13 protein-coding genes are annotated in these 23659 nt (G+C 43.9%); 11 read left to right on the forward strand and 2 right to left on the reverse strand.

Annotation, left to right across the window (positions count from 1 at the left end; translation table 11 throughout):
• Window positions 1-325 precede the first annotated feature (325 nt).
• The 11 genes from HDC92_RS23495 to HDC92_RS23545 all read left to right on the forward strand — a co-directional run bounded on the left by HDC92_RS23495 (window position 326) and on the right by HDC92_RS23545 (window position 22714).
• The gene (locus tag HDC92_RS23495; protein ID WP_015809905.1) at window positions 326-3472 is read left to right on the forward strand and encodes a SusC/RagA family TonB-linked outer membrane protein; all 3147 of its coding nucleotides are present in this window, start codon (window positions 326-328) and stop codon (window positions 3470-3472) included.
• Between the two features lie 17 nt (window positions 3473-3489).
• The gene (locus tag HDC92_RS23500) at window positions 3490-5145 is read left to right on the forward strand and encodes a RagB/SusD family nutrient uptake outer membrane protein (protein WP_015809904.1); all 1656 of its coding nucleotides are present in this window, start codon (window positions 3490-3492) and stop codon (window positions 5143-5145) included.
• A gap of 95 nt (window positions 5146-5240) precedes the next feature.
• Window positions 5241-7457 (forward strand): glycoside hydrolase family 3 N-terminal domain-containing protein, encoded by a 2217-nt coding sequence (locus HDC92_RS23505; RefSeq protein WP_183877337.1) that lies wholly within the window; start codon window positions 5241-5243, stop codon window positions 7455-7457.
• A 10-nt stretch (window positions 7458-7467) separates the two neighbouring features.
• Window positions 7468-8733, forward strand: a complete 1266-nt coding sequence (locus HDC92_RS23510) for a DUF2264 domain-containing protein (protein ID WP_255484660.1) — start codon at window positions 7468-7470, stop codon at window positions 8731-8733.
• Window positions 8734-8788: 55 nt separating this feature from the next.
• On the forward strand, window positions 8789-10051 hold the full coding sequence (locus tag HDC92_RS23515; RefSeq protein WP_183877338.1) for a M28 family metallopeptidase: 1263 nt from the start codon (window positions 8789-8791) through the stop codon (window positions 10049-10051).
• A 177-nt stretch (window positions 10052-10228) separates the two neighbouring features.
• Window positions 10229-13435 (forward strand): SusC/RagA family TonB-linked outer membrane protein, encoded by a 3207-nt coding sequence (locus HDC92_RS23520; protein ID WP_183877339.1) that lies wholly within the window; start codon window positions 10229-10231, stop codon window positions 13433-13435.
• Window positions 13436-13456: 21 nt separating this feature from the next.
• Window positions 13457-15388, forward strand: coding sequence for a RagB/SusD family nutrient uptake outer membrane protein (locus tag HDC92_RS23525; RefSeq protein ID WP_183877340.1), 1932 nt, complete (start codon window positions 13457-13459; stop codon window positions 15386-15388).
• A gap of 22 nt (window positions 15389-15410) precedes the next feature.
• Window positions 15411-16577, forward strand: a complete 1167-nt coding sequence (locus HDC92_RS23530; protein WP_183877341.1) for a DUF5000 domain-containing lipoprotein — start codon at window positions 15411-15413, stop codon at window positions 16575-16577.
• A 16-nt stretch (window positions 16578-16593) separates the two neighbouring features.
• Window positions 16594-17703 (forward strand): DUF4998 domain-containing protein, encoded by a 1110-nt coding sequence (locus HDC92_RS23535; RefSeq protein ID WP_183877342.1) that lies wholly within the window; start codon window positions 16594-16596, stop codon window positions 17701-17703.
• Window positions 17704-17822: 119 nt separating this feature from the next.
• Window positions 17823-19043, forward strand: a complete 1221-nt coding sequence (locus tag HDC92_RS23540; RefSeq protein WP_036675319.1) for a glycoside hydrolase family 88 protein — start codon at window positions 17823-17825, stop codon at window positions 19041-19043.
• 11 nt (window positions 19044-19054) lie between these two features.
• Window positions 19055-22714: a glycosyl hydrolase gene (locus HDC92_RS23545; RefSeq protein WP_255484661.1), complete on the forward strand. Its 3660-nt coding sequence runs from the start codon at window positions 19055-19057 to the stop codon at window positions 22712-22714.
• A 68-nt stretch (window positions 22715-22782) separates the two neighbouring features.
• Here HDC92_RS23545 and HDC92_RS23550 read toward each other — a convergent pair whose 3' ends face one another.
• On the reverse strand, window positions 22783-23130 hold the full coding sequence (locus tag HDC92_RS23550) for a hypothetical protein (RefSeq protein ID WP_015809894.1): 348 nt from the start codon (window positions 23128-23130) through the stop codon (window positions 22783-22785).
• A gap of 310 nt (window positions 23131-23440) precedes the next feature.
• A partial coding sequence (locus HDC92_RS23555; RefSeq protein WP_183877344.1) for a methionine adenosyltransferase domain-containing protein occupies window positions 23441-23659 on the reverse strand: 219 nt, incomplete at its 5' end.

The raw sequence follows: 23659 nt of genomic DNA on the forward strand, positions 1-23659 counted from the left end.
GGTGGTTTATTTTGGTTGTTGCAATTTTTGCTGTTTTAACAGTTTAGCGTACAGATTCTTTTTAAAGCTTAACCACATGCTATGATGTGAAAATCAAAAAACACTGTAGCCAAACATAGCAACAAAAAACCGGTAATAAAAAATAATTTCAAAATTGTGTTCGCACACATTAATATTTTATTATGTTTGTGTAAGCAATATGATGTGATTGTGTGTTCGCACACTTTATATTGTGATTGTTTTTTTGAAAATAAAGTAATCAGAAGGCAATCGATTGCAAAATATAACCAAATAGAAACTTTTAACCAACCTAAATTCATGAAGTATGACAAAACTCAAACTACTAAATTGTAACTTTTTAAGTCTGAGGGTTACAAAATTGTTGCTTGCTTCTGTTTTTATAGTCTTACTGGCCGCCTCCGGTAAAGCTGTAGCAGCAAAGAAAATGTTGGCCCCCATAACCATCACAGGTAAGGTGATGGATGAAAAAGGCGAGACCATTATTGGGGCAACCATCAAAAGTTCGGCAGGTGGTGGTGCCGTTACCGATGTAAACGGAGGTTATTCTTTAACTACAGAGAGTAACGCGACGCTTACTGTTAGTTACCTGGGATATATTAGCCAGGAAGTAAAGGTAAATAACCGCACAAAAATTAACATTACCCTTGTCCCTGCGGCCAATCAGTTAAATGATGTAGTTGTAATCGGCTACGGTACGCAAAAGCGTAAAGATGTCACCGGCTCAATTACTACCGTCAGATTAGAAGATGGTCCTAAAGCCAGTGTCCCGTTTGTAAATGCGTTAGAAGCATTACAAGGTACATCTGGTATCAATGTTGGCCCTTCAAATGCTGCAGGTGCTACCCCTAACATTGCAATCAGGGGGCAGAATTCTATCAGTGGGGGAGGAAATCCATTAATCATTTTAGACGGGGTGATCTTTGATGGAAACCTTAATGAGATCAATATGAACGATATTGCTTCTTATGATATCCTGAAAGATGGTAGTGCTGCTTCCATTTATGGTTCACGTTCTGCAAATGGGGTACTTGTAATTACTACCAAGCGTGGCAGAACAGAAAAACCTCAGATCAACTTCAGCACCTATTATGGCGTACAAAACTGGACAAGGGTTCCTAAAATGAAAGCCGGTGATGAGTTTATTCAGTGGAGAAAAGACAATATGTCTATCAGGGGTCAGGACATTACAGATATGACGAAAGTGTTGTCGAATCTAGAGTATAAGGCGTATAATGAGGGGCATACCTTAAATTGGCTGGATGAAGTTACACAATTTGCGCCTATCCAGAATTACCAATTAAGTGTCTCCGGAAAAACAGATAACACCAATTATTATTTCTCAGCGGGTTACCTGAACCAAAAAGGGGTGTTGTACAACGATAAGTTTAAGAAGCCAAACCTCACCCTAAAAGTAGAGAATAATATTACAGACTGGTTATCGTTTGGTGCAAACGGATATTATTCGTCACGTGATTTTACAGGCAATTCGCCAAGCTTATACATGGCTACTTATATATCCCCATACAGTTACAGGTATGTAGATGGCAGCGATATCTACCAGCGTTACCCCACAGGAAATACGTCAATGTACAGTCCTTTCTGGGGTAGCCCTACTAATGTTACTCAACCTGGAGTCTATGATGACGATTTGAACAAGCAAAATACGATAAGAGGTACCGGGTTTATCAATGCGAAAATACCTTTTATCAAAGGTTTGAACTATAGATTTGAAGCTACAGGGACAAAATCGGTTTCGAATACAGGCTTTTTCCACCACGAATTTGGTGAAGTGAACACTTTGCTTCCTGGAGACATTGCGAATCCTGCACAGTTTTTGTCCAGAGCAAATGGGTACAGGATAAATAATCAGGGAAACAGCTGGGTAATCAATAGCCTGATTTCCTATAACCGTTCATTTGGGGACCATAATATTGACGCTTTGTTTGGTTATACCCGCGATTTCAGTACAACTGAACAACTGAGGGTAAATTCATCCGATTTCTCTGCAGCCGGAACCACCTTGTTAGGGATGAACGGTTTAAATACGGGTAAAGTCATTACAACAAATACTGAATTTGCTAAAACAACCAATGTTGGTTATTTCGGCAGGTTAAATTACAACTATAAATCAAAGTACTACGGTACATTTACCTTGCGGCGTGATGGTTATTCTGCATTCGCCGAAGGCTTTAAGTACGGTTATTTTCCAGGGGGATCTGTTGCATGGGCATTGAGTGAAGAAAATTTCATGAAAGATGTGAAATTTGTAAACTACCTGAAAATAAGGGCTTCTTATGGAAAAACAGGTAGCCAATCGGTAGGGTCATACTCTTCACTTGCTTTTACTGACAACACCTTGTTTACCGTTTTTGGCAGCAATTCTTTTTTAATCAGTACTCCTTCCACACTGGCTAATAAAACATTTACCTGGGAAACTACAAATACCTTAAACCTTGGGGTAGATTTTCAGTTGTTAGACCAGCGCTTAACCGGTAATGTTGATGTTTACTCCAGCAAAACCGATAATCAACTTCTAACACGATTGCTGCCAATTTTCACTGGTTTTAGTTCCGTAAAATCGAATCTCGGCGAAGTTCAGAACAGGGGAATTGAAATTACTTTAAATTCAACCAACATAAAATCTGATGATGGATTTAGCTGGAGCTCTGGAATCAGTTTCTGGCTGAACAGAAATAAAGTGACGCATTTGCCTGATGATAAAGACCAGCCGGAAAACTCATTGTTCATTGGTAAGTCTTTATTAGGGTTTTATGATTATACCGTTGAGGGAATCGTGCAAAGTTCTGATACGGAATATATGAACAAATACAAAACTGCAGGTGGAGCCCAGATATTCTTTCCTGGAGACCTTAAAATCAAGGACATCAATGGTGATGGGATGATAGACGTTAACGACAGGTCAGTAATTGGATACAGCAAGGAAAACTTCAACTTCAATGTTTCCAATACCTTTAATTACAAAAATTTCCAATTGTTTTTTACTGTTAACGCTATCATTGGTGGTGGAAAGAACAATTTCTTTATGTCGGGCAATCCACGCGGGTTAAATCCAGCGTCGCTTTTGCCAACTTCAGGAAATTGGATTGCCGGCCAAAACCCATGGATGCCGGATCGTGAAAGCAATGAATTTGTAAGACCTAACTATGGAAATCCGTTTTCATATGGTTTTTACCAGTCGCGCACATTCGTGCGTTTGCAAACGGCCTCATTAAGCTACAGTCTTCCGAAAGAACTGCTCAACAAGTTAAAAGTAGATAATTTGAAGTTGTTCGTAAGTGGTACCAACTTACTGACTTTTACAGGATGGACAGGTCTGGATCCAGCCAATGGGGCACAGATTGGTGGTAACGGCGGGTCTTCTCAGACATCGGTAAACGCCAATACGCCTATTATGAGAACTGTTTCCTTTGGCTTAAACTTAGGGTTTTAATTAAAATATGAATAGATATGAAATTACATAGAAATATACGAGTAGTCGCAGTAGGACTATTAGCACTACTTGCTTCCTGTAAAGATGATGAGTTTTTGAGGGAAAGTTTGGACGACAGGATCAGTACTGAAACAGCCTATACCAATAAAGCACAGCTGGAAGGTTTAAGCGGAACCTTTTACAGGTATGTACAATTGATCTACAACATGAACGACGGGCCGCATGAAGCATGGATCCTGGGCCTGGGTACCGATGTTTGTTTCGATCCACGGGATGACAACGCCAAATACAACAACTGGGGTCTGGTGAATTCAGTAGAAGCCTATTCGGCTGATTGGTTTAACAATCAATATGCTTTGCTTAAAAATGCTAATCAATTGATCGAGTCTGCATTAAAACCTGGATTTCCATGGGCCACAGAAACTGATAAAAATCAAGCCCTGGCAGAAGCCTACTTTTTCAGAGCATTTGCTTATCGCAATCTGGTACACTTGTACGGTGGGGTTCCTATTGTCGATAAACCGGTCACTTCAGCAAAGGTAGATTTTGTACGAAATACACGTGAGGAGGTCCTACTCTTTATAAAAAAGGACCTGGAATTTGCCAGGCTTAACCTTCCAATTACCCATACTGTACCTGGAAGGGTAGTAAGGGCCGCTGCAGATCACTATCTGGCAGAAATTAACCTCGCAATGAAAGATTATGATGGTGCCATTGCTGCCGCAACCAGGGTTATTGATGGTACGGATGGTACTTATGGTTTGGTAAACGCCCGTTTTGGCGCACGCAGTTCTGAAACGGATAAAGATTATTACTATGACCTGTTTGTGATGGGAAACCAAAACAGACAAGCGGGTAACAATGAAGGGATTTTTATTGCGCAGTTTGCACAAGGTCCTACAGGTGCTTCTATCCCTGGAGGAACTACGTTTGCAGGAAGACCGCTAATTGAACGGATGATGTGGTGTAACTACTGGGGTCTCGCAAAGATTGGTTATCCTGGTGTTGCACAAGACAGTACTGGTCGTGGGGTTGCTTATGCAAGGCCAACCAATTATACCAATTATACCATCTGGAAAAATTCAGGAAATGACATCAGGAATAACGAAACCAATATCAAACGCAAATATTATTTCGGTGCAGATATTAAAGATGCTGCTGGAAATCTGTTGTATAAAAAGGCCACATTAATCCCAAAATCTTTCCTGACCACAAGGGATGATACCATGATTTATGTATTCCCGAACTGGGCAAAATTTGGTACGGATAAGCACATCAATAAAGTACCAGATAATGGCTATGTAAGGAATTTTTATGTCGTTCGTTTACCGGAAACCTATTTCCTGCGTGCTGAAGCCTATCTGGGAAAATCAAGAGCAGATCTTGCTGCTGACGATATTAATGTAGTAAGAAGACGTGCAAATGCCACACCGGTTGCTGCAGCAAATGTAGATATAGACTATATCCTTGATGAAAGGGCCAGAGAGCTATATGGGGAAGAATTCAGAATGATGACCCTGGCTCGCTTAGGAAAGATCTATGATAGGACCAAAAAATATGGATATGAGAAATCTCAGGCTACAGTTCAGATGATGAACAACCTGATGCCAATTCCTCAAACAGCAATAGACAGAAACACCGGAGCCAAAATGCCCAACAATACTGGCTATTAATTTTTGCTGAGTATACACAAATTTCAACTGTGCAGGGTTAAACCTCTGCACAGTTTATTCTTTTTCTTGCAATCGACTGCTACACTTTAAATATTATGAGGCTATTTCAATTTATACTATTCTTCTTTACAGGTCTGCAGCTTTTAAAAGTACAGGCCCAGGAAAAAACCGGTTATATTCCCTTAACCAAACAAGAAAGGCAAAAAGTAGAACTGCTGCTGAGTAAAATGACCTTGGAAGAAAAAGCGCATCAGCTGGCCTCATTTTATCCCAATGCCAATAAAAGATTAAATATCCCCCATATGCAGGCCGGTGAATGTCTGCATGGTGTGGTTGCTGCCGGCACCACTTCTTTCCCTCAGGCCATTTCCATAGCCAGTTCCTGGGATCCTTCGCTTGTCGAAAGGGTATCTACCGTGATTGCAAAAGAAGCCAGGGCTTTAGGCATACACCACTGTTATACCCCAATGCTTGGGGTTTTGCGCGATGCGCGCTGGGGCCGTTTCGAAGAAGGTTATGGAGAAGATGCCTACCTGGTCAGTAAAATCGGCGTAGCCTTTATCAATGGCCTGCAGGGCCGTGGCAAAAACCGCTTCGATAAGGACCATGTAGTGGCAACAGCTAAACATTTTGTGGCAGATAGTGAACCCCTGCTGGGTGCCAATGGTGCTGCAGTCGAAATTTCCCTGCGTAGTTTGCACGAAGTTCACCTTCCGCCTTTCCGGGCTGCAGTAGAAGAAGCTCAGGTGGGTTCGGTCATGCCCGCGCACCATACCTTAAATGGGGTGCCCTGTCACATCAATACCTATACCCTAAACGATGTATTCAGAAAGGAATACGGCTTTGATGGCCTGGGGGTTTCTGATAACAACGACCTGAGGTGGGTACAGGACCGCTTATTCGCCACCGAAAGCCGGGAAGAAACCATCAGAAAAGCACTGGAAGCAGGTGTGCATACCGAGCTTGCCTTTAAACAGACCTGGGCCGATAAAAGAATGTATGGCCCCCCACTGGTCGCCGCGGTAAAAAACGGAAAAGTGCCGGTAAAACTGCTCGACGACGCCGTTAGAAAAGTACTGGAATTTAAGATTGCCCTGCACCTCGACGAAGAAGAAAATCCATTGGGCAAGGAAATGACCGAATTACAAAAAGGTACAAAAGATGCAGATGTAAATGCTGATGTATTCTTTTCGCAGATCGATGGCTCATTGTCCAGCCCCAGATCAAACTATAAAACTGTATTAAATAATCCTGCACACGATGCACTTGCACTCGAAGCAGCCCGCAAAAGTCTCATCCTCCTAAAAAACAACAACCTGCTGCCATTTAAAAAAAGTCAGTTCAAAAAGATAGCCGTAATTGGTCCAAATGCCGATACAATTCGTCTGGGCACTTATTCTACCCAGCAGCCTAAACACTTCATTACTGTAAAACAAGGCATCGAAACTGCTGTAGGTAAAAATGCACAGGTATTGTATGCAAAAGGGACTGATATCCAGCATCCAAAAGATACGCAGCTTGCAGAAGCCGTTGCCATTGCAAAAGAAGCTGATGTATGTATCCTGGTGCTGGGTGATGATGATAAAACCGTAATGGAAAATGTGGATAGGGACGACATTACCTTGCCGGGCGACCAGGATAAGCTGTTACAGGCCATTGTGGCCACAGGCAAACCTGTAGTACTGGTATTGCTGCATGGCCGTCCGGCCGCTATTCAATGGGCCAAAGACCATGTTCCGGCCATATTAGACGGTTGGTTTCTGGGCCAGGAAACAGGTACTGCCATTGCAGAAGCCATATTTGGCGATCTGAACCCTTCCGGAAAATTAACTGTTACCTACCCAAGAAATGTAGGTCAGGTACCTGCATTTTACAATACTTTAATACCAGGCAGGCCAAGGATGATGTGGGGAACGACAGAAGGTGCAACCTATCCCTTTGGTTATGGCATCAGCTACACACAATTTAAATATGGAGTACCAAAACTCTCTAAAGCCAGCATGAAAGCCAGTGAAACTGTTTTTGCCGAAATTGAAGTAACCAATACCGGTAAAGTGGCCGGCGATGAAATTGTGCAGCTGTACCTTCGTGATGACATCTCTTCACTGGCAAGGCCAATTAAAGAATTAAAAGGGTTTAAACGCATTAGCCTGCGTCCGGGCGAAACCCAAAAGATTTCCCTGCCCATTTCTTCCCGTTCGCTTGAATTCTGGAAAGATGGCAAATGGATTACCGAACCTGGCAGTTTCACAGTCATGATGGGCCCAAATTCTGAAGAACTGAAAACCATTAAATTAGAACTGACCCAATAAACCGATCATCATGTACAGGCGCCGATTTTTATCTTTAGTACCACCCGCAGCCCTGATGGGATTGGGTATAAATGCAGCCGATGCACGGACCTCTTCCGAAAATCCTGTAGGTATGCAGAAAAAAAATGCAGAAAGCAGGAAATACTGGATTGCTGTGCTCACAAAAATCGCCGACCCTGTACTGGAAAGCTTAAGCAGGGGCAGGCTTAAGCTGGACATGCCCGTAGAAGTGAATCCTTCCAGCAAATTCGACCGGACTAAAGTCACTTACCTGGAAGCTTTCGGACGCCTGATGGCCGGAATGGCACCCTGGCTGGAGCTTGGTATCGATTCTACAGCAGAAGGAAAACTCAGGGAGAAATATATCCTGCTCGCCCGTAAAAGCCTTGCCAATGCAGTCAACCCATCCTCACCGGATTTCATGCAGTTTACTTCCCAGAAATATGAACAGGCCCTGGTAGACGCTTCTTTTTTAGCTCATTCGCTGATCAGGGCTCCCAAGCAGCTTTGGGAGCCATTAGATGCAGAAACAAAGAGAAATGTCATCAATGCCCTAAAGTCTACACGCAACATTAAACCAACCTACAACAACTGGCTGCTTTTTACGGCAATGATAGAAGCCTTTTTAATGCGAGCAGGTGATGACGGCGACATAGTGCGCATCGATTATGCCATCAAAAAACTGGAAGAATGGTATAAAGGTGATGGTATCTATGGCGATGGGCCTAAATTTCATTTCGACTATTACAACAGTTTTGTGATCCACCCCATGCTGATCGACATCGTAAAAACTGTGACAGACAGGGGCCTGGAAAAACAGGAAGTTTACAATACTGTATTGGAAAGGGCCATCAGATACGCTGCAATCCAGGAGCGTACCATCTCTCCTGAAGGTACATTTCCACCCGTCGGAAGGTCTCTGGTTTATCGTTTTGGGGCCTTGCAAGCCCTGGCACACATTGCATTGCTGTCTAGACTCCCGGAAAACATCCGTCCGGAACAGGTAAGAGGGGCCATGTCACTGGTCATTAAACGCATGATCGAGGCCCCGGGTACATTTGATAAAAATGGATGGTTAACTATAGGCTTTTGCGGACATCAGGTTGATGTAGGCGAATATTATATGTCTACCGGAAGTTTGTACTTATGTACAGCAGGATTGTTGCCACTGGGCCTGCCGGCAAACGATGTATTCTGGACAGGGGCGCCGGCCGACTGGACCTCGAAAAAACTATGGAGTGGTGTTAACATGCCTGCCGATCATTCTATTCCTTAACCTGAAATTTATGTTAGCTAAAAAACGACTTCTGTTATTATTCTTAACTATATCAATGCATTTGGCTCTTGCTTTTAATGCTGCCGCACAAGATATGGATTATTCCAGAAAAGTGATCCAAACCTTAACCTCAGCCGCTTTTAAGGGTAGGGGCTATGTGGCAAATGGAGACCAGATCGCCTCTGCATTCATAGCCAGGGAATTTGAGAAATCTCACCTGATCCCACTAAACAAAGGGTCCTATTTTCAGGATTTTCAACTCTCCGTAAATACCTTTCCTGGAAAAGTGCGTGTAAAACTCAACAACACCAAGCTCAAAACAGCAGTAGATTATCTGATTGATGCCACCAGTCCCGCTGTTCATGGTAAATTTAAGGTGGTCACGGTGGGCAGGGCCGATATCAATACCCCCGAGAAGTTCGAAAACTTGATTCATAAAGCTGCGGCTTCTTTCATTTTGCTGGACAACAGGGATGCCGGGAAGGAAAGTGCCGAAGAACAAAGAATAATCTCTGCCCATGTAAGGGCCCTGCGCAGTAGCGAAAAGCTAAATTTTAAAGGCTTAATTATTTTTACAACAGAAAAACTAACCTGGACAACCCTCACTTATCAAAATTCACGGCCTGTCATACAGGTGAACAAACCAGGGCTTGATCCTAAAACCATTCAAACCATTACCGTTGATGTAGACAGTAAACTGGTCCCGGATTACCAGACGCGGAATGTTGCCGGAATGATAAAAGGGTATTCTGGCTCAGATTCTACACTTGTCATCACTGCCCATTACGATCACCTGGGCATGCTGGGCCGCAAAGTTTATTTCCCCGGTGCAAACGACAATGCCAGTGGTACCACCTTCATGCTCAATCTACTGCGTTATTACGCGCAGCACCAGCCCAAATACAATACTGTCTTTATTGCATTTTCTGGTGAAGAGATTGGTTTGCTAGGCTCTAAAGCATTTGTCAAAAATCCACTCATCGATTTAAAGAAAATTAAATTCCTTGTCAATTTTGACCTGGCAGGTACCGGCGAAGAAGGCATTAAGGTCGTAAACGGAACCATATTCAGAAAACAGTTTGATCTGCTGTCAAAACTCAATACCCAGTATCAGCTGGTACCAAAGGTAGAAATAAGGGATGAAGCCTGTAAAAGTGACCATTGTCCGTTTTACCAGCAAGGGGTTCCATCTTTTTTCATTTACACCATGGGCGGTATACAGGCTTATCATGATGTGTACGATAAAGCCGAAACCCTGCCTTTAACTGAATTCGAACATTATTTCCAGCTGATGGTAAAGTTCTTTGCTACTTTTTAAAAACCAAAACCAAACAAACCATGAAAGGAACCCGTCTATGATTTAGATCAATACTACATGTAACTTTTAATGCGCTATAGCGTATGGAAGCCCAGGAAATCAATTCATAACGAAAAGAGAATAACCAAACAAACCCTCTGTTTTCGTGAATCATAACACTTAACCAAGTTATACAACATGAAAAAAATACCTATTCTTCTTGCCTGTATCCTGATGTGCGGTGCCGTTTCGGTAAAGGCCTTCAATACAAAAAAGCAGGGAGTTTTTAATTACACCACAAACTATATTAAGGAAAGCAGTCAAACTGTCCAGCGGGTCATAACCGGAATTATTTATGATGAAACGGGTGAAACACTACCTGGTGCAACCGTTAAGGTACAGGGTACCGAACGCGGAGCTGTGACCAGCATAGATGGAAAATACACCGTCCAGGTCAATAGTGATACCGAAGTGCTGGTCTTTTCCTATATCGGTTACATCAGCCAGCAAATTACCATCGGCAATAAGAAAACACTGGATGTGAAATTGCTGCCCAATCCAAAAAACGCGCTCGACGAAGTTTCCGTAGTGGCATTTGGGGTACAAAAAAAGGAAAGTGTAATCGGCTCCATTACTACAGTAAAACCAGGAGAATTGAGGGTTCCTTCCAGTAACCTGACCACGGCACTGGCCGGTAGGGTTGCAGGCGTTATCGCCTACCAGAGAAGTGGAGAACCCGGTGCCGACAATGCCGACTTCTTTGTACGTGGAATTACCACTTTTGGTAACAATACCAAGCCTTTGATCCTAATCGACGGGATCGAGCTTACTACAACTGATCTGGCCCGGTTGCAAACCGATGATATTGCCACTTTCTCTATCATGAAAGATGCTACAGCAACGGCGCTATATGGTGCGCGAGGAGCCAATGGGGTAATCCTGGTAACCACCAAACAAGGTGTGGCAGGTAAGGCAAAAGTTTCCCTCCGGGTAGAAAACTCGGCAAGTAGTTCAACCAGCGATGTCGACCTGGCCGATCCGGTTACCTATATGAAACTGGCCAATGAAGCTACTGCAACGCGAAATCCCCTAACCCCAATCCCTTATCTTGAAGATAAAATAGAAAACACGGCCAATGGTGTAAACCCACTTATTTTTCCGGCCAACGACTGGCGCAAAATGCTGTTTAAAGATTATGCAAACACCCAGCGGTATAACTTAAACGTAAGTGGTGGTGGTACCGTGGCCCGGTATTATGTAGCCGGCGCATTTAGCAAGGACAATGGATTGCTTAATGTTGATAACCGGAACAACTTTAACAACAACATCGATTTTAAAAGTTATTCCCTGCGTTCAAATGTAAATATAGACCTCACCAAATCAACTGAACTGATTGTACGGCTGAGCGGAAATTTTGACGATTACAACGGGCCTATAGAAAGTGGTACTACGATGTACAGAAATGTCATGCGATCTAACCCAGTGCTTTTCCCGGCTTATTATCCAATAGATGCAGACCATTCTTTTGTAAAACACATCATGTTCGGAAATGCTTTTGGCAATAACTACATCAATCCTTATGCCGATATGGTGAGAGGCTACCGCGATGAAAGCCGATCGCAGATGCTGGCCCAGTTTGAACTGAAGCAAGGTCTGAATGCCATTACCGAAGGGCTTTCTGCAAGGGCCATGGTCAATTTAACCCGTACCTCTAACTTTAGTTATTCCAGAGGTTACAACCCTTTTTACTACCAGCTGGGGGGCTATGACCTGCTCACCAATCAATATACCATTTCACAGGCAAATACTACAGGTACAGAATACCTGGGTTTTGCAGAACTGCCTAAAACTTTAAATTCAACGTTTTACTTTGAATCTACAGTTAACTATAACCGTGCCTTTGCTAAAAAACATGAAATCGGTGGTTTACTGGTAATGATAGCCAGGGAAAGTCTGGGCGGTTCTAATGCTGAGGATATCTTTCAGTCCCTGCCTTCCAGGAACCTGGGTATTTCCGGTCGGGCAACCTATGCCTACGACAGGAGGTATTTTGCAGAGTTTAACTTTGGTTACAACGGAACAGAACGCTTTGCCGAAAATAACCGCTTTGGTTTCTTCCCTTCAGCTGGCCTGGCCTGGAGTGCCTCTAACGAGAAATTCTTTGCACCGCTAAAAAATATAATCACCAACCTCAGGTTCCGTTACACTTACGGTCTGGTAGGTAACGACCAGATTGGGGATGTAAACGACCGGTTCTTCTACCTGTCTAATACCGACCTGAACAATGTAGGCCGGAGAGCTGTTTTTGGAAGAGACCTTACTGAGGTTAAAAATGGAGTAGTTGTTAACAGATATGCCAATCCAAACATTACCTGGGAACGCGCAACCAAACAAAACATGGCCATGGAGCTCAGTCTGCTAGGCAAAGCCAATATCGTTGCAGAGTACTTTACCGAAAAACGCGACAATATTCTGATGTCCCGCGCCTCGATTCCCAATACCATGGGTTTATCCTCTGTTTCCAGGTCTAATGTAGGTAAAGCCAATGGACGTGGGGTAGATATTTCACTCGATATGCAACATGCCTGGTCTAAAGATCTCTGGCTGTCTGTACGTGGAAACCTCACTTATGCAACCAGCAAATATGAGGTATATGAAGAACCTCAGTATGCAGAGGCTTATAAATCCAGGGTAGGTAGTTCTTTGCAGCAAACCTTTGGTTATATCGCAGAGCGCCTGTTTGTTGACGATCAGGAAGCAGCCAATTCACCACGCCAGGAGTTTGGAGGCCCCTATGGCGGCGGAGACATTAAATATACCGATGTAAATGGAGATGGAAAAGTGAATGAAGCGGATATGGTACCTATTGGTAACCCTACTGTTCCGGAAGTGGTTTATGGCTTCGGCTTCTCCTTAAGTTATAAAAAGTTCGATATTTCTGCGTTTGCACAAGGCTCGGGCAACCAGTCTTTCTGGATTGATCCGGCGGCAACAGCCCCATTTGTGGCTTATACTTATCCGAAAACTAATGAGGCAAATTCGGGCAAGATATACATGAACCAACTGCTGCAGGCCTATGCCGACAGCTATTGGTCGGAAGAAAACAGAAATGTTTATGCCATTTTACCTCGGTTGAGCAATAGCCCAAATGCCAATAACAACCAGACCAGCACCTGGTTTATGCGTAACGCTGCCTTTTTAAGGCTTAAGCAGGTCGAGCTCGGCTATACCTTCCCTAAAGGACTGGTAGAACGCATCAAGGCTACTAACTTCCGCATCTATGCCAGTGCAACCAATTTGCTGATGTTCAGTAAATTCAAAATATGGGATGCTGAAATGGCTGGTAACGGCCTGGGTTATCCCCTGCAAAAGGTCTTAAATTTTGGCCTCAACTTAACCTTTTAATAGCTAATTTATATGTACGACATGAAATATTTAAGAAAAGGAAACTGGTGCCTCAAGGCAGCTATCCTTATTTTTTTCACTACATTCAGCTCCTGTAAAAAGTATTTAGATGTTATCCCTGATAATATTCCGACCATAGACAACTCCTTTACCATGCGGGCCGAGGCAGAGAAATACCTGTATACCTGTTACTCCTATATGCCCAAAGATGGCAATCTTGAGCAGGATCCATCCTTGCTTGGAGGAGATGAGACCTGGGCGATTAACGGACCGCCAAAACCAACGTTTAACCACAGGATATTTGACCTTGCCATGGGCCTTCAGGCTACAGTGAACCCCATAGGCGACAGCAACACTTATAGCATCTGGACAAACCTATACAAGGCATTACGGGATTGCAATATTTTCCTGGAAAACGTTGGAAAGGTACCCGACCTGAAGGAAGAAGAAAGGGAACAATGGATTGCAGAAGTTAAGTTCCTGAAAGCCTACTACCATTTTTACCTGGTTAGAATGTATGGCCCCATTCCACTGATCAAAGAAAACCTGCCTGTAGAAGTAGACATTTCTACTGTAAAAATTGTAAGGGCCCCAGTAGATGAGTGCTTTGCCTATATTGTACAATTGCTCGATGAGGCAAAAGACAATTTGCAACCCGTAGTAGCCGATCCGGTAAAAATGTTGGGCAGGATTACCAAACCCATTGCCTATGCCTTAAAAGCAAAAGTGATGGTTACGGCCGCTAGTCCGCTCTTTAATGGTAACACGGAGCAGGCAACCCTGAAAAACCGGGATGGTACCCAGCTGTTCAACCAGCAATTTTTAGCCAGCCGCTGGGCCGATGCTGCACTTGCATGTAAAGAAGCCATAACAGTTGCCGAGTCTGCAGGACATCGTCTATATAAATTTGACAGGGCCAGTTCCGCGTCTGTACTTACCGATCAGATTGTACAGCAGCTGAGTATCAGAAATGCCTTTACAGAAAGGTGGAATCCAGAGATCATCTGGGCAAACAGCCAGAGCCTTTCCGCTAATACACAGCTTATCGCTACCCCGAATGTCGATTTTCGCTATCAAGACAATAGCGTAATTGGTTATGAACTGGCGCCACCATTAAAAATTGCAGACATGTTTTACAGCAAGAATGGAATCCCTATAGAAGAAGATCCAACCTGGAACGTCAATCAGCCTGCTATAAAAGCAGGAACAGCTGCCGATCAGCGCTATATCAAACTGAATTATGAAACCTCATCTACCAATTTTGACCGGGAACCCCGTTTTTATGCCAACCTTGGGTTTGATGGTGGCGTTTGGTACGGACAAGGATATTACAACGATGCTGTACCAACGGGGACCTATTATGTATCTGCCAAAAAAGGGCAGCCAAATGGTAAAGGTAAGGCCGATTTTGGTTCAGTAACAGGTTACTTCATCAAAAAATATGTGCATTTCCAAAATACCCAGGGTGCATCTGCGGGTGATTACAGCATCAATAACTACCCATGGCCAATCTTCAGGCTTGCCCAGTTGTACTTACTATATGCCGAAGCCTTAAATGAAAAGAACGGACCAGACGCAGAAGTGTATAAATACATCAATTTGGTACGTGAAAGGGCTGGTTTGCAAACCGTAGAACTCTCCTGGTCTACCTATTCCAATAATAAAGGCAAATATTTAACACAACCAGGTTTAAGGGCCATCATCCATAGGGAAACGCTGATAGAAATGGCATTTGAAGGAGCCCGTTTCTGGGATCTGAGAAGATGGAAAGAAGCCCCTCAGGAATATGTAAAACCGGTGCAGGGCTGGGATATCGAACAGGCAACAGCCAGCCTCTACTATCGCAAAAAACTGATCTTTTCTCCACGCTTCGGATTAAAAGATTATTTCTGGCCCATCCGCGACAATAACATTTTAAATAACAGGAACCTGGTGCAAAACATAGGTTGGTAATTCACAATAAAAAAAATACGTGATGAAAAGAATATTGTATATGATTTTTACGCTCCTGACCGTCATCAGTGTGCAGGGCTGTAAAGAAGATCCAAGATTAGATCACAGCGATCCAAATGCAGCGGCCCCTCAGCAGGTAACTGATTTTAAACATGAAAACACACCTGGCGGCGCAAATATTACTTATAAGATCAGCTCAGATGTAAACCTTGCTTATGTAAAAGCGGTGTATGAAATTCAGCCCGGGGTTTTCAAAGAAAGCAAGTCGTCCATCTATACGGATACCCTGAAACTGGAAGGCTTTGGCGATACCAATGAATATGAGGTGAAAATCATCAGTGTTGGTAGAAATGAGAAAGAATCGGCTCCAGCAATTGTGAAGATCAAGCCATTGGCGCCTCCTGTAGAGCTGGCTTATGATGCGCTTAGTATAGAACCTGGTTTTGGTGGGGTAAAGGTGAGGGTGAAGAATGATTTACAAGCCAACCTGGCCATAGTACTGGATGCAGATACTACCGGGAACGGACTGTTACGCCCCTTGCAAACCTTTTACACCAAAACTGCCTCAGGTTCCTTCTCGGTAAGGGGCTTATCGGCCACGCCTAAAAAGTTTTCTGTATACCTAAGGGACCGCTGGGGCAACAAATCCCTGGCTATCATTAAAACCCTTACCCCTTTGTTTGAGCAAAAAGTACCCAAACCATTCGCGGGCTATGCCCTGCCTACCGACCAACCGGCATTAAGCACCAACGTTTTGGCCAATATCTGGGATGGTCTGGTTAACCTGGGTATTTATGCATCCAACAACAATACACCCATACCCCAATGGTTCACCATCGACCTGAAAGTTCCTGTGGTATTGAGCCGCATGAAAGCGCATCAAAGAACGCCTCCATATACTTATGTTGGGGCATGTGTAAAATCATTTGAACTTTGGGGTTCCAATGCACCTGCCTCCGATGGTAGCTGGGCATCCTGGACACTGATCGGTAAATTTGATTCTTTTAAACCTTCAGGAAGCGTAAGTGTAACGGCAGAAGACAACGCCTATGGATTTACAAATGGTGAAGATTTTGAAATGCCGGATACTCCGCCTGCATACCGCTACCTGCGTTTTAAAACAACAGAAACCTGGGGAGGAACCGGACAGGTAACTATTGCAGAGGTCACTTTTTGGGGTAAATTATAAATGTTAAGCTGTAAATATGAAAACTAAGATATTTTTATCAATTGCCTTAGCAGGTGTGTGTGGTTTTATGGCCTGTAAAAAAATGGACAGTACCTATGCACAATATGTCATTCCTAACGGGATCATTTACCCCGGAAAAGCCAATTCACCTGTTGCCAAATCAGGCCTCAATAAGGTGCAGATTTCCTGGAAAAGGGGTTCCGATCCTAAAGTAGTCAAAGCCAGGGTATTCTGGAACAATTATACCGATTCTGCAGAGGTACCCGTACCGGCTAATCAGGAGGTGATCAGTTATACCGTAACCAATCTTCCGGAAAACTACTATAGTTTTATCATCAGAACCTATGATGCCGCTGGCCATGCCTCTGTACCGGTAGAAGTTTCAGGCGATGCCTGGGGCGAGCGCTACCGTTCCACTTTATTGAACCGCGTGGTGCAATCTTCTACCTTTAACCTGGCCAATACACTTAGCCTTCAGTTTGAGCCCGTAATCCCAGGTAGTACCATCGTCAAGTCAGATGTGGAATATACCACTACTGCAGGAGTTCTGAAAACAGTAAGCGTTTTGCCAGGTACCCTAACTTTACAGTTAACCGATTATAAATTGGAAACGGGCTATAAATTAAGGACCCAGCATTTAGCTGCTACGGCAATCGATCCGCTGTATACCAACGACCAGCTGGTAGAAAGCTTTTTGCTCAACAAGACCGAATGGAAAGTGATTGATTTTTCTTCCCAAAATCCTGATGCCAATAACCTCAGTATCCCGGCAAATATGATTGACGGCAATCCGGCTACCCGCTGGGTTACGCTGGCTACTACATCCAGGTACCCACACTACATCACTGTCGATCTGGGAAGCAGCAGAACCATCAAAACCGTAAGCTTATGGCGCTGGGTACAAGCTACTCCCGATGAGCGCGGCCCTAATGTGGTCCAGTTTTTAGGCAGTGCCAACAATACCACCTGGACGGATATGGGTACCTATGATTTTGACCGTCTGACCAATAATGAACAGATTTTTGCCATTCCTGCGCTGTCCCAGGTTCGCTACCTTAAAGTAGTGGCAGTCAGCGGACCGCAAACTTATGTGGTTTTAGGAGAAGTAAATGTTACCGTAAAATAGCTAATAATCCCCCGCCAATGATCCAGGCGGGGGATCTTTTTAAACACAGAACAAACGGAAAAGGAGCAGGAAAGGTTGCGTGCTCCATTACAATTGGAATAGAAATTAACCAGATAGTAATGAATAAATTAAACACCTACTTATGCGTATTGATTGGCGTCTCGATTGTAGCAGGATGTGCAGTAAAGGAGCCGGTTTTTAAAACAGACCCCCTATTGTTAAAAAACATCGACAGCACCTTTGCCGATGCAGGTAAACAATACCACCTGATGATGAAAAACCTTCCCCCAAACCAATTCCCGAAAACTTTTTATCCCCTTACAGGCAAATTCGAAGCCTGCAATTCCGACTGGTGGGTAAGCGGGTTTTATCCAGGTTCTTTGTTGTATATCTATGAACAAACGAAAGATACAGCACTTTATAACGAAACCCGCAGGATCCTGAAAGTGCTGGAAAAAGAGAAAAACAATACCAGCACTCACGACCTTGGCTTTATGATGTACTGCAGTTTCGGAATGGCCGATAGGATCAAACCAGAACCTGAGTATAAAGACATTTTAATCACCAGCGCCAAATCGCTGGCCAGCAGGTTTAACCCTAAAGTGGGTTGCATCCAGTCATGGGATGCAAAACCTGACGAGTTTCTGGTGATCATAGATAACATGATGAACCTGGAACTCCTGTTCTGGGCAACAAAGGAAACCGGCGACTCCAGTTATTATAAAATAGCCGTTACACATGCCAGTACCACCATGAAAAATCATTTCCGGCCCGATTACAGTTCCTATCATGTCATCGATTACAACCCGGAAACAGGCCTGGTACAAAAGAAAAGAACAGATCAGGGCTATGCCGATGAATCGGCCTGGGCAAGAGGGCAGGCATGGGGCTTATATGGCTATACGCTGATGTACCGTGAAACCAAAGACAAAAAGTACCTGGAGCAGGCCAACCATATCGCTGAATTTATATTAAAGCATCCCAACCTTCCCCAGGATAAAATACCTTACTGGGATTTTAATGCTCCCGACATTCCCAACGCGCTAAGAGATGCCTCGGCAGGGGCCGTTATGGCATCAGCACTGCTGGAACTTTGCCGGTATAATAAAGGAGAGCAGGGACAGCATTATTTTAAAACTGCCGAAAAAATGATAAAGACACTTTCTTCTGCACAATATAAGGCTGCTACAGGTACAAACGGCGGGTTTATCCTTAAGCATGGTGTAGGTCATATGCCCAAAGGCTCTGAAGTGGATGTGCCCCTTACTTATGGCGACTATTATTACCTCGAAGCACTAAAGCGGTACAAAGAAATGAAAACCCAAACCAACCTATTTTAAGCAGAATGAATATGAAAACACTTTATATGCTTTGCGTATTGCTGATGTTGTCAGGCGCTGCCCAACATTCTTTTGCACAGAAAAAGAATGGCCTGCCACACGACACAAAGTTTAGTGGCTACCCAACAAGAAATACGGACTTTGATGTGCGGCCAGGCTTCGGTAACCCACCTAAAGGCTATGGAAATGTCCCTTTCTTCTGGTGGAACGGTGATACGCTTTCGCGCGCACGCTTAACTGAACAGTTGGATATCCTTAAACAATCTTCTACAGATGGTTTTGCAATAAGCTACCTGCATACCGATCCCAGGGGCGCAGATGCAGAACTGAATAAAAAGCTGGGCTATGGCCTTTATGGACGTACCGAACATGGTAATCCCGCAGTATATTCTGATGAATGGTGGAAAACCTGGAACTGGTTTTCCGGCGAAGCCGCAAAACGGGGCCTGGCTGCAGGCCTTGACGATTATACCATAGGCTGGGTAGGTAACGGCTATTCTACCGATGAGGTACGCGACCTGGAACGTTTCAAATCCTATAAGGGTGCGCTGGTTATAAAAATCGATACCATAGCAGCAGGTACTTCCTTAAAAAAGGCAGTCCCACCAGATCTGATTAGCCTTACTGCCTGGCCGGTTACAGGCAGGGCCGCCTTTATAGACCTTAAAGGAAAGGTTAAAAACGGAAGTATTGAATTTAAAGCACCAAACAATGGCAACTGGAAAATATATACCATTGTGGCCAGCAATAACTACATGCTGCATCCCGATCATGGTAAGGAACTGGTAAAACATTATTTTCAGCGCTTTGAAGATAAAATGGATGCCCAGGGCCGCAAAGGAATGAACTATTTTTTCCAGGATGAGCTGTTCATCCCTTTTGACATGAACACCTGGTCGGAAGATTTTGCAGAGCAGTTTAGCCGTATAAAAGGCTACGACGTACTGCCCTATCTGCCAGCCTTAAAAGAAAATATCGGTGCAATCACCCCAAAAATCCGTATGGATTATGCCGATGTGCTGATAGAACTGGCCGAGGAAAGATATTTTAAGCCCATTTACAACTGGCATGCCAGCCGCGGGCTCATTTATGGCTCAGATAACCTGGACCGGGGGCTGGAACCCCTCAATTATGTAGATTATTTTCGTATAGAAAGCTGGTATACTGCCCCAGGAAATGATGCCCCGGCCAGAGGCTCTTCTTTTTTACAGACCAAAGTATCCAGTTCTGTTGCACATTTATACAAGCGTCCACGCACCTGGCTGGAAGCCTTTCACAGCATGGGCTGGGGCAGCAGTGGCGAATGGCTGACCGAACAGCTGGACCACCATTTTATAGCAGGGGGTAATCTCATTTGTATGCATGGCCTCTATTACACCACGCATGGCGGATGGTGGGAGTGGGCACCACCTGATTTCCACTATCGCATGCCTTACTGGCCACATATGAAAAAATGGCTGGAATATGGGGAGCGCCTGAGTTATTTGATGAGCCAGGGCATCCATGTTAGCGATATTGCCCTGATGTACCCTACCGAACCCATGCAGGCTTTTCCGGGCAGCAGGCCCGATATAAGTTTTGCCACTGCAAGAACATTAAGCAATGCCGGCCTGGATTATGATTTTATGGATTACAGATCCCTTCTTAAAACAGAGATCAGTGACAAATCCCTGAAAGTATCAGATATGTCTTTTAAGGTGCTGATCCTACCTGATATGAAAGCGATGCACCACGAGGCTTTGCAACAGGCGCTAAATTTTTATCGTAAGGGAGGAATAGTAGTAGCCACCGGTGCATTGCCTATGGCCAGTACACGTAAAGGCAGCAACGATCCGGAGGTTGATGCCATTGTAAAAGAAATTTTCGGCTTAACGGCAAGAGAACTGGAAGCCGGTAAAAAGGCCGAGATTCATCAGAATGCTGCCGGAGGGAAGGGTTTGCTTGCCGATACGCTGAATATTGCAACTGTATTGGCGCAACACATTACACCCGATTTTATTCCTGGTGAAGGAGGGGGCAAAGTGCTGCACCGCAGGGTCGGAAATAAAGAGGTATACATGACAATGAATGTAAAACCGGGCAACGAAGTTTTTTACCGGGCCCTGGGCCGTGCCGAATTATGGGATGCCAAAACCGGCGAGACCAAAGTTTTGCCTGTTGTTAAACAGACTGCAGCAGGAACTTATATCCGGTCAGATGCCGGTTATACCAATTCATCACTCATTGTTTTCTCGCCAGGAGAACCGCTGATAGAAAGCAAAAAAACATCTGATGCAGTTGCCCTTGAAAAAATTCCGGTGACAGGAAACTGGAAGATAGAATTTCTGCCTACCATGAACAACAAATGGGGGGATTTCCGCCTGCCCGCCTTTGATGGTATGATCGGTACGGAAGCCCGTACATTTAAATTCAGCACTAAGGCCAATGCGGCTAAAGACTGGACAGCTGCTGCATTTAATGACAACAGCTGGAAAGAAGGCATTTACGATTACAGCTACCAGATGCAATGGTTGCTGGACTCTACTTCAAACAATTTTGATGCCTTAATAGGCCAGGCACTTGACGGAAAGCTGGACAGCTGGAAACCTTACCGTTTTAGCTGGCGTTTTGGTGTTTGGGACCATCCCGGCCCGCAGGGTTACCATGGGTTAAAAGCTAAGGTAAACGATGGTTTCCTTATTTTGGATGGGGCTGGCGACCACCTTTTTAAAACTTATGTTTATGCCCCGCAGGAACAATTGTACCATGTAGAGCTGGGAGAAAGGATGCCAGATCGCTTTTATGTGGATGGCAAGGCTTTAACAGGCACTGAGATCAAACTGAATAAAGGCTGGCATGCTGTACTTGCCGCTTATGCCAAGGTGCCTAAAAAAGGGTATAAAACCGGGCCAAACTCACGTGATGAACGTCCGAGAAGTGCCATTGTCTTTTTGCCGGCAGCAAACCCACTTCCGGAAAAGGTAGACCCTTATTCTAAAATACTGGCTATGCGCTGGTATCAGGTGCCGCATTTAATGTTTGATCCGGATAAGGGCGAAAACAAAGCCTATTGTTACCGGTTCAAATCTGCGCCGGGTTTAGAAAAAATGGAAATGGGTATTTATGGTAAAAACCTTGCTGTTTGGATAGACGGACAGCCGCTGGATAAAAAGTACATCCAGCTGTTGAAAGCCGAATCTGGTTTAAATACTTATCAGGTAAACCTGCCGGAGAAGAAAGCGCAGATCGCAGAAGTGGCCATGCAGATCGAAACCGAAACGGGGATCCAGGATGTTGCCGCATTCCCTTTTCCTGTAAAATTATTCTGCCGGTCTGGATTGCTGGAAGCGGGTGACTGGTCGCTAACGGGGCAGATGAAGCATTATTCGGGTGGATTGTATTACAGAAAGACCTTAAGTTTCAGTGCTGAGCAATTGAAAAATAAAGTTTCACTCGATTTGGGTGAAGTTGTGGCTACCTGTGCTGTTAAAATAAATGGACAGGATGTGGTAACGATGATGTCCAAACCTTATAAAACTGAGATCACTAAATTCCTGAAAGCAGGGACTAATGAAGTAGAAGTATTGGTGTATAGTACGCTGTCTAATCACTATCAAACTATTCCATCCGCTTATCGTGGGAATCCAAGGGCCGGACTGATCGGGCCTGTTGCGATCGAGATACAGAAATAAGGACATTGCCCATAAAAAAGCCCGTATGACTATTTTTTCATACGGGCTTTTTTATAGGCAATTGTGTTTTAACTCAGCAACTCCTGCAGGTCGCGGTCTGCTGTAGGTATTTTTTTCAGGAAATCATCAAATCCTGCATTTTCCTGTGAGCTGTACATGCCGTAAGCATCTAAGATATAACCGATCTGCCCGTCTTTATCCTCCAGTAAATAGAGTACAGAATTGTCGCCAGGATCTGAATCCCCTTCAAAACGGTAAGTTTTGATGATGGTCAGGTCTTCCGGATTGTAAATCTTGTTTACGCCAACCCCCTGCATTTTACCATGGTCGGTCATTTTAATCTCATTGTCTAAGCCTTTAAGCCTCAATTTCTCTAAAATCTGGCTCAGTGTATTCATTTCTATAGGATGTTCCATGGTTTTATTCTTTTTTATATAAAACAACCGGTTGAAGAAATGGTTTGATCTCAACTTGTTTTAATGCCGGTTATGGTAAAGATGCATTGGGGATGGGTTTAAGTTTAAAACAAATTTTAAACTTCTTTTAAACAGGACTAAAACAAAGTTTAAACAATATTTGATTGTATAACCATTGTATAAGCATTGTGTAAACATTGTATAAATATTGTTTAAAACTGCTCTTCATCCCAAACACAATCCAAAGGCTGGAGCAAAAAAAAGCCCTCCTGACTACAGGAGGGCTTTGGGTATTTTAAATGCTTATTGCTTACAGCACAAAAGCAGTTTTTACTTTATCTACAAAATCAAGTTTTTCCCAGGTAAACAGGTCTACCGTAACTGTTTTTTCCTCACCATTAGGCGACCTGAAAGTTTTGGTTACGGTTTCCGGTTTGCGGCCCATGTGGCCATAAGCTGCGGTTTCGCTGTATATAGGGTTTCTTAGTTTCAGGCGCTGTTCAATAAAGTAAGGGCGCATATCAAACAA

The sequence above is a fragment of the Pedobacter sp. AK017 genome (genome assembly GCF_014200825.1).
GTDB classification, from domain to species: Bacteria; Bacteroidota; Bacteroidia; order Sphingobacteriales; family Sphingobacteriaceae; genus Pedobacter; species Pedobacter heparinus.

Excerpts from the sequence above, each read along its gene's own strand:
- HDC92_RS23495 (WP_015809905.1), top strand. The coding sequence starts at position 326 with ATGACAAAACTCAAACTACTAAATTGTAACTTTTTAAGTCTGAGGGTT.
- HDC92_RS23500 (WP_015809904.1), top strand. The coding sequence starts at position 3,490 with ATGAAATTACATAGAAATATACGAGTAGTCGCAGTAGGACTATTAGCA.
- HDC92_RS23505 (WP_183877337.1), top strand. The coding sequence starts at position 5,241 with ATGAGGCTATTTCAATTTATACTATTCTTCTTTACAGGTCTGCAGCTT.
- HDC92_RS23510 (WP_255484660.1), top strand. The coding sequence starts at position 7,468 with ATGTACAGGCGCCGATTTTTATCTTTAGTACCACCCGCAGCCCTGATG.
- HDC92_RS23515 (WP_183877338.1), top strand. The coding sequence starts at position 8,789 with ATGCATTTGGCTCTTGCTTTTAATGCTGCCGCACAAGATATGGATTAT.
- HDC92_RS23520 (WP_183877339.1), top strand. The coding sequence starts at position 10,229 with ATGAAAAAAATACCTATTCTTCTTGCCTGTATCCTGATGTGCGGTGCC.
- HDC92_RS23525 (WP_183877340.1), top strand. The coding sequence starts at position 13,457 with ATGAAATATTTAAGAAAAGGAAACTGGTGCCTCAAGGCAGCTATCCTT.
- HDC92_RS23530 (WP_183877341.1), top strand. The coding sequence starts at position 15,411 with ATGAAAAGAATATTGTATATGATTTTTACGCTCCTGACCGTCATCAGT.
- HDC92_RS23535 (WP_183877342.1), top strand. The coding sequence starts at position 16,594 with ATGAAAACTAAGATATTTTTATCAATTGCCTTAGCAGGTGTGTGTGGT.
- HDC92_RS23540 (WP_036675319.1), top strand. The coding sequence starts at position 17,823 with ATGAATAAATTAAACACCTACTTATGCGTATTGATTGGCGTCTCGATT.
- HDC92_RS23545 (WP_255484661.1), top strand. The coding sequence starts at position 19,055 with ATGAAAACACTTTATATGCTTTGCGTATTGCTGATGTTGTCAGGCGCT.
- HDC92_RS23550 (WP_015809894.1), bottom strand. The coding sequence starts at position 23,130 with ATGGAACATCCTATAGAAATGAATACACTGAGCCAGATTTTAGAGAAA.